Annotated in this window: 10 protein-coding genes; 6 read left to right on the top strand and 4 right to left on the bottom strand. The window is 62.1% G+C overall.

From position 1 onward, the window contains the following. The first annotated feature begins 7 nt into the window (after window positions 1–7). The 6 genes from ACTIGJ_RS09985 to ACTIGJ_RS09960 all read left to right on the top strand — a co-directional run bounded on the left by ACTIGJ_RS09985 (window position 8) and on the right by ACTIGJ_RS09960 (window position 7,510). On the top strand, window positions 8–1,405 hold the full coding sequence (locus tag ACTIGJ_RS09985; protein WP_439640160.1) for an alginate O-acetyltransferase: 1,398 nt from the start codon (window positions 8–10) through the stop codon (window positions 1,403–1,405). Between the two features lie 5 nt (window positions 1,406–1,410). Next, the gene (locus ACTIGJ_RS09980) at window positions 1,411–2,511 is read left to right on the top strand and encodes a mannuronate-specific alginate lyase (protein ID WP_439640243.1); all 1,101 of its coding nucleotides are present in this window, start codon (window positions 1,411–1,413) and stop codon (window positions 2,509–2,511) included. Then, window positions 2,508–3,368, top strand: coding sequence for a hypothetical protein (locus ACTIGJ_RS09975; RefSeq protein WP_439640159.1), 861 nt, complete (start codon window positions 2,508–2,510; stop codon window positions 3,366–3,368). Before ACTIGJ_RS09980 ends, ACTIGJ_RS09975 begins: the two co-directional genes overlap by 4 nt. Before the next feature lie 70 nt (window positions 3,369–3,438). Next, window positions 3,439–4,602 (top strand): alginate O-acetyltransferase AlgX-related protein, encoded by a 1,164-nt coding sequence (locus tag ACTIGJ_RS09970; RefSeq protein ID WP_439640158.1) that lies wholly within the window; start codon window positions 3,439–3,441, stop codon window positions 4,600–4,602. Between the two features lie 3 nt (window positions 4,603–4,605). After that, the gene (locus ACTIGJ_RS09965; RefSeq protein ID WP_439640157.1) at window positions 4,606–6,036 is read left to right on the top strand and encodes an MBOAT family O-acyltransferase; all 1,431 of its coding nucleotides are present in this window, start codon (window positions 4,606–4,608) and stop codon (window positions 6,034–6,036) included. Between the two features lie 49 nt (window positions 6,037–6,085). After that, window positions 6,086–7,510 (top strand): MBOAT family O-acyltransferase, encoded by a 1,425-nt coding sequence (locus ACTIGJ_RS09960; RefSeq protein ID WP_439640156.1) that lies wholly within the window; start codon window positions 6,086–6,088, stop codon window positions 7,508–7,510. Between the two features lie 130 nt (window positions 7,511–7,640). On the opposite strand, the gene ACTIGJ_RS09955 is transcribed toward ACTIGJ_RS09960, so the two are convergent. From ACTIGJ_RS09955 to ACTIGJ_RS09940, 4 genes are all read right to left on the bottom strand, one after another. Next, window positions 7,641–7,838 (bottom strand): hypothetical protein, encoded by a 198-nt coding sequence (locus ACTIGJ_RS09955; RefSeq protein WP_439640155.1) that lies wholly within the window; start codon window positions 7,836–7,838, stop codon window positions 7,641–7,643. Between the two features lie 127 nt (window positions 7,839–7,965). Next, window positions 7,966–9,990, bottom strand: a complete 2,025-nt coding sequence (locus ACTIGJ_RS09950; RefSeq protein WP_439640242.1) for a M13 family metallopeptidase — start codon at window positions 9,988–9,990, stop codon at window positions 7,966–7,968. A 266-nt stretch (window positions 9,991–10,256) separates the two neighbouring features. After that, window positions 10,257–11,486, bottom strand: coding sequence for a multifunctional CCA addition/repair protein (locus ACTIGJ_RS09945; RefSeq protein WP_439640154.1), 1,230 nt, complete (start codon window positions 11,484–11,486; stop codon window positions 10,257–10,259). Next, the gene (locus ACTIGJ_RS09940; RefSeq protein WP_439640153.1) at window positions 11,486–13,453 is read right to left on the bottom strand and encodes a transglycosylase SLT domain-containing protein; all 1,968 of its coding nucleotides are present in this window, start codon (window positions 13,451–13,453) and stop codon (window positions 11,486–11,488) included. The genes ACTIGJ_RS09945 and ACTIGJ_RS09940 overlap by 1 nt, the downstream gene beginning before the upstream one ends. Window positions 13,454–13,525 lie beyond the last annotated feature (72 nt).

The following is a 13,525-nucleotide window of genomic DNA, read 5'->3' as shown; positions in this document are numbered from 1 at the left end:
ATCCACCATGTATTCAGTTGGACGCAACATTGCCGTCGGAATGCTGATCGCTAGCGCACAGCTCGCGTCAGCTCCGGCGTATGCAGAAACGACAGATGGTGCTGGCGACTTCAAGTATTCAGCCGAAACATGTTGCACTGTCTGCCCGAAGGCTGCCGATCGCGATGCTTACGTCAGTGAGTACATGCGTGGATATCGCGTCGTCGTGGAAGGCAAGGACGGCTGGTTATTCAGAACTGAAGCAGAGCTGCAGTGGCTTGAACCGAATGATCCGGAGATGTGGTCGTCGTTGAAGCGTTTGATTGCTGCACTTAACGCTAGGGGCACCCAAGTCCTGATGTTTCCTCAACCACCACGCGGCTTGGTGGAAACCAGGATGTTGAAAGACGAAACATTGCAGAAATTCGACATTAATGAGTTGCAGCGTCGATATAGCCAGCTTGTCGATCAATTGAGGTCGATCGGCGTACTGGTCGCCGATGGAACAGCATTTAGCCATAACACGGAAAGTCAGTACTTCTATAAGCGCGACGGTCACTGGAAAGCATCTGGTTCTCAGCGCGCTGCGGAGATGATTGCATCAAAAGTTCGCGAAGCTGGCTTCGATTTTCCGGCGAAACAGTATGAAACATTGGAAGTCGGCCTCGTTGGCTCGCGTGGCACGATGTCCCATGTTGTTTCAACCCTATGCGGATTGATGTACCCGATGGAGTATGGTCCCGCTTATCAGACCAAAGCGCCGGCGACGGATGACCTGTTCGGTGATGAAGCGGCTCCGGAAGTTGCGCTAGTAGGTACAAGCTTTAGTGCAACCCCGACCTATAACTTTCTGGGCTTTCTTCGAAAAGCACTGAACACTGATATCTATCAAGCCGCGATGGCCGGCGGTGGCTTTGACGGCGCCTTGTCGCAATACCTAGTGTCGGACCTTTATCAGCAACACCCTCCCAAGCTCATTGTTTGGGAGTTCCCCTATCAGCAGTTGCAAAGAACCAACACCGCCGTTATGCGGCGTGTGCTTCCTCTGGTCGGCAATGGTTGCCGTGGCAAGAAGCCGATCATGAGTAACACTGTGAAGCTCTCGGGGAATAATGAGCTCGTCGAGGCTGTGGTTAACGGCGGGGAGCAATTCAGTCCCATACCAGCGAAAGATCTCTGGTTGGATTTTCAGTTCTCGGATCCGAACGTCCGCGTCATGAAGGCCGAAGTCTGGTACGCCGACGGCAAATCTCAAATCCTCAACGGCCGTTATAACTCTTACACGAAAATGGACGGTCGGTTCGCACTCGAAACGAACTACACGCCTGACGCCGAAGTGCAGCCAATCGTGTCGGTCCGAGTTCAGAGCATTACTGAGACGGCAAAGAACACGACCGTGACCACAACTGTGTGCAAACGCAATTGATCGATATGTCACGCATACGTCCTATCTTATTGCTACTCCTAGCGGGAACTGGAACACTGTTGCAGCCCCGGTGTTTTGCGGCCAACGACTCTTTAGTAGCGCCGCAGGGATTCTCTTCGTCGATTCATTCGAATCAACGTACATCGTCGGATTGTGAAAATGCGCCGGAACCATTCACTGGCGCGCTGAACTTCCCCAGCAAGTATGAAGGCTCTGGGTCGTCACGGGACGAGTTGAATGTCGACGCCGAGCGCCGATACAAGGATGCGACGTCGTCAATTTCATCTTTTGAAATAGGCATCGCGTCTCTTTCTTCACGCTATATACAGCGCGGATCCGACGCCGATGTCGGTTGTGTGCTTTCTTGGCTCGACGATTGGGCTGAACATGGTGCGCTGCTCGGCAAGGCAGAAACGCACACCGGAAAATCCGTTCGAAAGTGGGCGCTTGCCGCCATCAGTACGTCTTATCTTCGACTGCAACAGTCAAGGAGTGCACCCCTCGAGAAGCATGCAAGCGAGCGAAGTCGTATTGAGGCCTGGTTACGAGCCATTGCAGTTAAGGTTGCTGCGGAGTGGCCCGTGGACGCGCCAATCAACAAGATTAACAACCATTTTTATTGGGCTGCCTGGAGTCTCGTTTCTACTGGAACGGTATTGAACGATCGTGCCATGTTCAACCAAGGCCTTGAAATCTACAGAATTTTCGAACGGCAGATCACTACCGACGGCTTGCTTCCCAACGAGGTCGGTCGGCGGTCGAGAGCACTTGGTTATCACGCATATGCGCTTGCTCCGTTGGCAATGATTGCAACTTTTGCAGTTGCTAACGGCGAAGCCGTCGATACTGGACCAAAGTCGCCCATTTCCCGCCTTGCGAAAACCGTTTTTGATGGTTTTCAAGCGCCAGCAGGGTTTGCAGGTCTTGTCGGCAGCAAGCAGGAGGTCAGCACGAATGTCGCCACCAACTTCAGTTGGCTAGAACCCTACTGCTCGATCGCGGCCTGCGACGCCTCGATGACAGAGTTTTTGCAACGGAATCGTCCGTTCAAGTCAACGCGACTGGGGGGAGATCTCACTACGCTATTCGGAACGAAGCAACCATGACGCGCTTTCATGCAGCAGTATGTGCTTCGTTGATGCTCTCGCTTTCGTGCGCGGACGCAAACGAGGCCGATGCGCGAAAGTTCATGGCGTACTGCGAACATGAGCTGAACGACACCAAAAATTACGACGAAGCGGGAAAGATTTGTAAACGCGTCCGAGAAGATATCAAGGTTCTTTTGGGCGTTTCGCCGCTTTATCTGCAAAGCGTTGTCAATGAAGCCGATTCCAAGTGGGCCTTAGGGAATTATCCCGAGGCTTTCAATCTTTATTCCGAAGCGGCAGACGTCGCCATCAAGCTCGGCGACATAAACAAAGTTCGAGAATTGCGAATCCGGCAGGCAGAAGCCGAATTGTTTCGCGGAAAGTCCTTTGAAGCTGAAATATTGCTACGTGATGCCCTGCGACGTCTTCAAAGCTCTCGCGGAAGCAACCCGCTTCAGGAAGCCGATCTTCTGTCGCGTCATGCGGAAGTGCTTGTGACGCTGGGCCAGACAAAGGCAGCGATGCAAGGCTATCTTGCTGCCTTCGCCAAGCTTGATGCTGACTCCATCAAGCACCGTCCCATCCTGCTGAAGACGCAACTGCGCTACGCAGAGCTTTTTGAGAGACAGAGCCGATACTCGGGCGCAACGGCCAGCTATTTGAAATTGTTACAAATCGCCTCGTCCAAGCCGTCGGCTCCCGAGTATATGGCTATTGCCTACGGGCGCTTGGGATGGATCTCGGAGACGTTAGGCAAACCTGCAGACGCTCTGTCCTATTACCGGCGGCAGCTTGAAGTTATCGAGAAGGATCCGGCTCAAGTTGCTGCGGTTGACGAGTTGCGCAAAAAAATCGTTCAGCTTGAAAAGAGTTAATCCTGAATCTTTATCAAGTATTCAGTACAGGGCCGTTTCACGCCCACATTCTTAAAGCCAGGGAATTTTGATGAGTAAGAATCACCCGTCGTCCGAGCCGGAGCTGCATAGCGCGAGCCGCAGTTATGCCCCAGTGGGCGTCGTCTTTGCATTGACGGTCGGTGTACTTTCGGCCCTGAGCGTTCCCTCTTTACTGTCTTATCGTGCTCCGCCGGTCAAAGTGATCAACGGAGACCTAGTCAGGAATTTCGAGGAGCATTTCGACAAAGAGTTCCCGCTGCGTACCGCCAGCATCAATTTCTGGACCGCTTTGCAGTTGGTGTTGTTCCACGAAGGCAAGACCGGTGTTCTGCTGGGTACTGATGGCTGGCTCTACACGAACGAAGAGTTTCATGTGCTGCCGCGTTGGGAGCAGATCGTCGAGCAGAACCTCGAACTGATTCGCTGGACGCAGGCCACTCTTGCGGAAGCCAAAGTTCCGTTGGTCGTCGTCGTGGTACCGGAAAAGGCGCACGTCTATCCGGAGTACCTCAACGGTCACCGCCAGGCCAGCGCCCACGCCAAGGTGATGGAGCGGCTGCGCGCCGCCATCAGCGAGCAAACCACGCTGATCACGCTCGACGACACATTCGCAGCGGCGAAGGCCCAGCAGCCGCTGTTCTTCCATACCGATACCCATTGGACTCCGGCTGGTGCCAAGCTGGCTGCACAAGCAGTGACTCGCGCGATGGCCGCGAAGGGGTTGGCCACCAAGACTGGCGATGCCGATGCCTTCGAGACCACCGAGCAGCCAGAAGCCACGCTGGTCGGCGACCTGCTGTCGTTCCTGCCGCTGGAGCCGATGTTTCCGAGCCTGATGCCGAAGGCCGATACCTATGTCCCCGTGGTGACGAAGGCGATCGAAAAGGAAGCCAGCGCCGAATCCCTGCTCAGTGACGAGTCGATTCCGGAAGTCGCTGTGGTCGGCACCAGCTATACCGCCAACGACCGCTGGAACTTCCAGGGCTTCCTGAGCGAATTCCTCAACGAGCCACTGGCCGACTATTCGAAGGAAGGCATCGGCCCGTTCCCGCCGATGGCGCAGTTCCTGACGAGTCAGGACTACGCCGGGCACAAGCCGCGCGTGGTGATCTGGGAAATCCCGGAGCGTTCACTGCTGGGCAAGGCCGCCCTGAAAGGCATCGACCTGCCAGAAGCACTCACCACCAAGCTGGCGTCCATCCACCCGAGATAGAACGTGGTCTTTTCCTCGAACGCGTTCCTGCTGCTGTTCCTGCCGCTGTTCCTGTTGCTGTACTACCTGACGCCGAACACCCGCCGCCTGCGCAACTACGTGGTGCTGGTGGCCAGCTATGTCTTCTACGGCTGGTGGCGTATCGATTTCCTGACACTGCTGGTTTTCGTCACGCTGTTCAATTTCTGGATCGGCGGGCAGATCGGCGCGGCTGGCGCGCGCACTGAAAAGGCGCGCAGCTGGATGCGCTTCGGCGTCACCATCGATCTGGCAGTGCTCGGCTACTTCAAGTATCGCGACTTCGGCATCGATAGCTTCAATTCGATCATCACGGCAACCGGCCTCGAGCCGTTCAGCCTGTCCGAACTGCTGCTGCCGATCGGCATCTCGTTCTACATCTTCGAATCGATCAGCTATGTGATGGACGTCTACCGCGGCAGCGTGAAGCCGACGCGACATCTGGCCGATTTCGCGATGTTCATCACGATGTTCCCGCACCTGATCGTCGGCCCGCTGTTCCGCTACAAGGAACTGGCGTCGCAGTTCGAGCATCGCGTCCATTCGATGGACATGTTCGGTCGTGGCGCGGTTCGCTTCATGCAGGGATTCGCCAAAAAGGTCATCATCGCCGACACGCTCGCGCCGATGGTGAACTACTGTTTCGCGCTTCCCGATCCGAGCACGGCCGATGTCTGGATTGGCGTGCTGGCATACGGTGTGCAGCTGTATTTCGACTTCTCGGGATACAGCGACATGGCGATCGGTCTCGGCCTGATGATGGGATTCAAGTTCGTCGAGAACTTCAACAAACCCTTCATCAGCCAGAGCGTCACCGAGTTCTGGCGCCGTTGGCACATCAGCCTCAGCAACTGGCTGCGTGACTACGTGTTCTATTCGCTCGGCGGTTCGGCGCGCAAGACGCGGATGCGTCTGCACTACATGACGTTCATGACGTTTCTGATTGGCGGCATCTGGCACGGTGCGGACTGGACGTTCGTGCTTTGGGGAGCACTTCAAGGAGGATTGCTACTGATCGAAAGGGTGTTGGGTGTGACGGGAAATCCGACCGGTTTCAAGCTGCATCACTGGGCAACGACCTTCATCGTTGCCGTGGCGATGAGCATGGTGCTGTTCCGCGCCGATAGCGTGTCGTCTGCGGTCCAGATGTACAAATCGATGCTGTTCCTGCAGAACGTCGGCTGGATCAGCGAACCGTTCGCAGGTGCGATCAGCACGATGCAGATCGCGACGCTGGTTCTGGCGTACGGCCTCGTCATCTTCGAGGGGCTGCGCGAGTACGGCCCGAAGATTCAGCTCGGCAGCGAGCGGGTCAGGGTCGTGTCATCGGTGCTGCTGCTGACGCCGCTGTTCTTCCTTGCGATCACGAAGCTGTCGGCGCAAGGGTACTCGGCGTTTCTGTACTTCCAGTTTTGAAGGGCCGATAGAGCTCGCACGCCGCACAATAGCCCCCTGGTGAGGCCCAATGGTTTTTTCGTCGAATGTCTTTTTGCTGCTGTTCCTGCCGCTGTTCCTGTCGGTTTACTACCTGACACCGAACAAGCGCCGGATCCGCAACTACGTGATCCTGGCCGGCAGCTATTTCTTCTACGGCTGGTGGCGCATCGATTTCCTCGGCCTGTTCGCCGCAGTCACGATCTTCAACTACTTCGTCGGCTCAGCCATCGGCAATGCCGGTGTCGGGCAGCCGTTGGCACGCCGCTGGATGAAGCTCGGCGTGGTCGTCAACCTCGCGGTGCTCGGCTACTTCAAGTACGCCAACTTCGGCGTCGCCAGCTTCAACGAGCTGATGACCGGGCTCGGCTTCGAGCCGTTCGTGATGGCAAGCGTGCTGCTGCCGATCGGCATCTCGTTCTACATCTTCGAGTCGATCAGCTACATCGTCGACGTCTATCGCGGTGACGCCGAAGCAACCAAGCACCCGGTGGATTTCGCGACCTTCGTGTCGCTGTTCCCGCACCTGATCGCCGGCCCGATCTTTCGCTACAAGGACCTTGCCGACCAGTTCGAGCAGCGCGATCATTCGGCGCGCCTGTTCGGTCTGGGGGCGACCCGCTTCATGCAGGGGTTCGTGAAGAAGGTGATCGTCGCCGATACCGTTGCGCCGCTGGCGGACTACTGCTTTTCGCTGACCAATCCGTCGACCGCCGACGCCTGGCTCGGCGCGCTGGCCTACACGGTACAGCTGTATTTTGACTTCTCCGGCTACAGCGACATGGCGATCGGCCTTGGCCTGATGATCGGCTTCCGCTTCATGGAGAACTTCAACGCACCGTACATCTCGCAGAGCATCACCGAGTTCTGGCGGCGCTGGCACATCAGCCTGTCGAGCTGGTTGCGTGACTACCTCTATATCCCGCTCGGCGGCAACCGCAACGGCAACGCGGCCACCCATCGCAACGTGATCATCACGTTCTTCCTTGGTGGCGTCTGGCACGGCGCGAACTGGACCTTCCTGGCCTGGGGCGCGATGCAGGGCTTCATGATCTTCATCGAGCGTGTGCTCGGCATCAGCGGGTCGCCGAAAACCTTCCGCGTTACGCGCTGGCTGATCACCTTCATCCTGGTGATGATCAGCTGGACCGTGTTCCGCGCCGCCAGCATCAGCGAGGCTTGGCGGATGTACCAGCCGATGTTCCTGCTGAAGAACGTCGGCGGCCTCAGCGATCCGATGCTGACGATGATTTCCGGCCTGCAGGTGTCGATGCTGGTCTTCGCCGCCTTCTTCGTGCTGACCGAAGGCGTGCTGGCCTATGGCCCGAAGCGCGCGCCGATATCGGGCCGAACCCGTACGGCCCTGATCATCGGCCTGCTGCTGCCGCTGTTCGCGATGTCGATCATGAAGCTGTCGGCACAGGGCTACTCGGCGTTCCTGTACTTCCAGTTCTGAGGAACCGGGCACCATCGCCGCATGCGCGGCGCTGGTGCCTCGTCTGCCGGCAGCCACTGCCTGCGGCGGCCGGGTCGAGAGCAGGCTTCACGCGCCTGGCTTCAGGCTTCAACTGAGGTCTTGTCCGGACTCAGTCCGGGTCCAGCCGCCGATGCTGGCGCAAGGCATGCCAGCCGGCCGGCGTCAGCGCATAGCGCCCTTCGCCCGGCACCTTTTCCTCGATCAGCGCACAGGGTGCCAGGCGCGCTGCCGTCGCCGCATCCACTGCGCAGCGGCCATGCTCAATGGCCTCCAGCGTGGCCCAGTCGTCCGCCGTCAGTCGATTCATCTCGTTGGCTCCTCTGCACGAATGATCGCCGGCCAGTCTGTGCCAGCCGTTTGCTGCCGATCTTCAACGAAAAAGGGCCGGTGTCGCCACCGGCCCCTCAGGCTTCACGCAGTCCGTCCGCGCGTGCTCACCAGATGCTGACCCGCGCCTCCGGCGGCAGGTACATCTTGTCGCCCGGCTTGACGTTGAAGGCGTTGTAGAAGCCGTCCTGGTTGACCAGCGCGCCATTGCCCCGGATTGCCGACGGCGAGTGCGGATCCACGGTCAGGCGGCGGATCGCTTCCGGCTCGCGATCCTTGCCGCGCCAGACCTGGGCCCAGCCGAGATAGAAGCGCTGGTCGCCGGTCAGACCGTCGATCACCGGCGCCTCCTTGCCGCCAAGCGACAGCTTGTAGGCCCGATAGGCAATGGCCAGGCCGGAGTTGTCGGCGATGTTTTCGCCCAAAGTCAGCTCGCCGTTGACGTGATAGCCCTTCACCGGCTCGTAGGCTGCGTACTGGGCCACCAGCGCCGCCGTGCGCGCCTTGAAGTTCTTCAGATCCTCGTCGGTGAACCACTGGCGCAGATTGCCGTCGCCGTCGTACTGGCCGCCCTGATCGTCGAAGCCGTGGCTGATCTCGTGCCCGATCACCGCGCCGATGCCGCCATAGTTCGCCGCATCATCGGCCGCGATGTCGAAGAACGGCGGCTGCAGGATGGCTGCCGGGAACACGATCTCGTTCTTCTCCGGGTTGTAGTAGGCATTCACCGTCTGCGGCGTGATGCCCCACTCCTCGCGGTCGATCGGCTTGCCAAGCTTGGACACCTCCATCTGGTAGCTCACCGCGCGCGACCGGGCGACATTGCCGACCAGGTCATCGGCCACGATCACCAGCTTCGAATAGTCCTTCCAGCGCAGCGGATAACCGATCTTCGGCGAGAACTTGGCGAGCTTCGCCCGCGCCTCCTTCCGGGTCGCCTCGGTCATCCATGGCAGCGTGTCGATCGAGCTCTTGTAGGCAGCCAGCAGATTGCCGACCAGCAACTCCATCCGCGCTTTGTTCTCCGGCGGGAAATGCTGGGCGACGTAGAGCTTGCCCAGCGCTTCGCCGACCGCGCTTTCCACCAGCTCCACGCCTCGCTTCCAGCGCGGCCGGTTTTCCGGAATGCCACGCAGCACGGTGCCGTAGAACGCGAAGTTCTCGTCCGCGAACGCCTTCGGCAGGTACGGCGCGTACTCGCTGATCACCCGCCACTGCAGATAGGTTTTCCAGGTCGCCAGCGGCACGGTTTCCATCAACCGCGCCATGCCGGTGAGATAGCTCGGCTGGCTGACGATCAGATAATCCAGCTTGCCGGCAAGGCCGGCCGCTGCCAGCCAGGCCGTGAAATCGAAGCCCGGCGCCAGCGCCGCCAGCCGCGTCAGCTCGACCTTGTTGTAGGTCTTCTGCGGATCGCGGTTATCAACCTTCGTCCACTGGATCTTCGCCAGCGCCGCCTCAAAGCCGTACACCGCCCGCGCCTTCGCCGCCGCCTCGGGATCGCCGGCCAGCTTCAGCATCTTCTCGATGTGCGCCTGGTACTGACGGCGGGTCTGGACGTACTTCTCGGTATCCGCCAGGTAGTAGTCCCGGTCCGGCAAACCGAGGCCGTACTGATACAGATCGACGATGTAGCGCGTCGAATCCTTGTTGTCCTGATGCACGAACGGCACGAACGGCGTGCCGACGCCAAGGATCGTCAGTGTCGCCATCGTCGACGCCACGCCCTTGGCGTCCGGGATCGCAGCGATGCCCTTCAGCGCATCCTCCAGCCCCTTCAGGCCGCGCGCCTCGACCTTCGCCTCGTCCATGAAGCTCCGGTACAGATCACCGATCTGCTGCGTCTCGCTGCCCGGCTTCGCGCCACTCGTCGTACTCGCCTTCTCGACGATCACCTTCAGGTTCGCCTCGGCCTCATCCGACAGCTTGGAAAACGCGCCATAACGCGCCTTGTCGGCCGGAATCTCGAAGCCATCCAGCCACTTGCCGTTCAGATGCCGGTACAGATCGTCCTGCGGACGAACCGCAGCATCGATGTATTGGCCGTCGATGCCGGATGTCAGCGGCAATGCCGGCTTCGGCGCTTCGGCCGTCCTGCCGCAAGCGGCCAGCAAGGTGACGGCCGAAGCCATCAGGATCGTGTGTTTCACGGGTCTCCACCTCTCGAAGAAATCGGGTGCCGCGTCAAGCGCGGCGACAAGCCGTCTGACGCTTGGGCAATCGCAAAGGTTGCATGGCGATGCGGGTGATACGTCTGTCCGAGCAACGGGCTGACAGAGAAATCCAGCTCCGAACCGACGACTTGCGGCAGCGCGACCGGAATGCCGTTGGCACGCCTCCGCTTCAGTCTCTTCACCCATGCCCCCTCTTCATAACGGCATTGCCGATCACCCGCGCGCTACACCGCCCAGGTCTCGCGCAGCGTCTTCAGGGCCTTGATCCGCCGGGTCCGCAGTTCGGCACCGATGGCGGCACCGGCGTAGCCGTCGGCGGTGACCGATGCCACCTGCACCGCCTGCGCGCGTTTCAGCGCTTCGCGCAGGTACAGCGGCTGCGGATAGTCGCGATCCTCGAGGCCGGTGCGGCCGCGGGCATCGCATTCGCAGGCGAGCAGGAATTCCTCGAAACGGGCCGGCCGGCGCAGCGCGTCGAGGCGTTCCAGCAGTTGCATCAGGGTGCCGGGTGTCAGCTCGCGCGCCTGGTGCACCAGCAGGTGCTCGCGGCAGACGTGCAGCGCCAGTTCTCGGCAGTCGGCCGGCACCTTCAGCCGGGCGCTGAAGGCTTCGACGCAGGGCACGCCGCTGGCTTCGTGGCCGTAGTGGCTGGGCAGGATTTCTGCCGGCGTCAGCGCCTTGCCGAAGTCATGGCACAGCGCCGCATAGCGCACGGTCAGCGGCGCGTTGCAGCGGGCCGCGCAGTCGAGCGTCAGCATCACGTGCAGGCCGGTGTCGATTTCCGGATGGTGCTTCGCCGGCTGCGGCACGCCGAACAGCGCGTCCAGTTCCGGCATCAGCCGGGCCAGCGCGCCGCATTCGCGCAGGGTCGTGAAGTACAGCGACGGCTGCGGCTGCATCAGGGCCCGCTCGGTTTCTTTCCAGACCCGCTCGGGTGTCAGGTGGTCGACTTCGCCGGCCTCGACCATCTGGCGCATCAGCGCCAGGGTGTCGGCCGCGACGGAGAACCCGAGGTAGGCGTAGCGCGAATGGAAGCGGGCCGTGCGCAGCACCCGCACCGGGTCTTCGGCGAAGGCGTCCGACACATGGCGCAGCAGCCGGGCGTCGAGGTCGGCGACGCCGCCGTAGGGGTCGATCAGCGCGCCGGTTTCGTCCTCGGCCATCGCGTTGACGGTCAGGTCGCGGCGGATCAGGTCCTGTTCGAGCGTGACATCAGGCGCCGCGTAGACGGTGAAGCCGTGATAGCCGCGGCCGGACTTCCGCTCGGTGCGCGCCAGCGCGTGCTCTTCCTTGGTCTGCGGGTGCAGGAACACCGGGAAATCCTTGCCGACCGGCTTGTAGCCGAGCGCCACCATTTCTTCCGGCGTGGCGCCGGTGACCACCCAGTCGTGCTCCAGCACCGGGCGATCGAGCAGGCGGTCGCGCACGGCGCCGCCGACGCGGTAGCGGCGCATCACGGCAGGCCTTCGTCACCGGCCACGACCGACGGCTGCGCGATCGGTGCCAGCCACTGCTCCACCGGCTGCGGCTTGCCATCAGCCGCCAGCCAGGCGAACACCAGCGAATGCCACAGCACCCGTTGCACGTAGTTGCGGGTTTCGTTGAACGGAATGTTCTCGATCCAGATATCCGCCGGCAGCGGTCGCTCCGGCAGCCAGCGGGCAGCGGCGTTGGGGCCGGCGTTGTAGCCGGCGATGGCCACCGGAACCTGGCCGGCAAAACGGTCGACCAGATCGCGCAGATGGGCCGCCCCCAGCGGCACGTTGGTGGCTGGATCGAACAGCGCGTCGCGGTTCGGCACCGGCCGCGCCCACTTGCGCGCGGTGCGGGCGGCGGTCTCGATCAGCATCTGGGTCAGGCCGTAGGCGTTGGCCGATGACACGGCATCGGCGCGGTACAGGCTTTCCTGGCGCAGCAGGCCGTAGATCAAGGTCGGTGGCAGGCCGGACAGCGCCGCGCCGGCCTTGACCGGCGCGTCATAGGGACGCGGATAGAGCGTGGCGTAGTCTGTGAAAATCTTCTGCCGCGATGCCGTGGCCACACCCTGCTCGTACCAGCCCCACCGCATCGGCAGGAACACGGCCTGCGGGCGGGCGGCGGCCTCCAGCGATTCGTAGGCGACCGCGAACTCCACCGACGCCGGTGTGCGCTGCGCGACCCGGAACAGCTCGCGTGCGCGGATGAAGCCGGGCAGCGCGTCGAGCTTGGCGATCCGCGCTTCGTCGACGCCGAGCGGCTGCGGATGCGGCGCGTAGCGGGCGCCCGCCTGGGCTGCGGCCAGCGCCGGATACCAGCCGTCCTCGCCGGCCAGCGTCGCCAGCTGCGCCTTGGCGGTTTCATCGCCACCAGCCGCTGCCGCCCGCGCCGACCAGTAGCGCCAGCGTTGCTCGCTGCGGCTGGCCTCCGGCAGCAGCGCGATGGCCCGCGTCACCTGCGGCCAGTCGCCGCTCCACAGCGCGGCACGCGCCCACCATTCGGCGGTCACGACATCGACATCGGCCGGCAGCGTCTTCGCGAACCAGTCGAGCGCCGCCGGCTTGCGGCTCCAGGCCAGCCCCAGCGCCAGCGCGCGGGCGTAGCGGCTGGCGGCGGTGTCGTCGAGCCGGCGCGCCTCGCGCAGCGCCGCGAACCGTGCGGCGGCGGCTTCCGGGTCCTTGCGGGCGTAGCGCTGCCAGCCATCGAGCAGGGCTTCGTCGTCGACCGGCCGGGCCGGATCGGCGATCAGCGCGTCGAGGGCCTTCTGCGGCGCGTCGATCAGCGCCGCCCACTGCGAGATGCGAGCGCGGATATCGGCCGCCAGCGGTGTCGCGATCACCTTGGCCAGTGCGCCGTAGCCGTTGCCGGCCACCCGGCGCGCCCGCGCCTCGATCAGCGCGGGTGTCAGCAGCTGCTGGCCCTTCGCCCAGTCGAACGCGGCATCGCAGGCCGGCAGCGCGCGGTCGGCCGCCTGCCACTGTTCGATCACCTGCGGGCCCAGGCCGTCGGTCTGGTTCAGGGCGATGCGCGCTGCCAGCTGCTGGCAGCGCAGCACGCTGTCGCCGGCTGCCAGGCTGGCCGGCAGGTTGGCCAGAAAGGCTGGCCATTGCTGGCGGCCGGCGAGGCTGTTCAGCCAGGCGCGGCGCAGCTCGCGAGTCACCGGCGCATCGCCGTTGGCCTTCAGGAAGGCCGCCACGGCCTCGTCAGTGCCGGTGTCATCCACGGCGGCCAGGCGGGCCAGCCGCAGGCGCAGCCGGGCGGCGAGCAGATAGGGATGCAACGGATAGGCGCGCAGCCGATCGCTGTCGACGCCATCAAGCGTGCCGGCATCCACCGCCGCCAGCGCTGCCGCGAATTCGCTGCGCGCGGCGGCCAGCGGATCATCGGCAGCCCGGGCCGGCGCCGGCAACGCGGCAAGGACGATCGCCGACAGCACGGCCGGCACCAGGACAGCTCGGAGGGAAAAACGGAGGTTCATCATCACGCTGTGACCGGCAGACTGCCTGCAGGGTTCGTG

Origin of the sequence: Nevskia sp., from assembly GCF_051860985.1 — a bacterium.
Classification (GTDB): domain Bacteria; phylum Pseudomonadota; class Gammaproteobacteria; order Nevskiales; family Nevskiaceae; genus Nevskia.
This window is presented reverse-complemented; position numbering and strand designations above follow the sequence as displayed.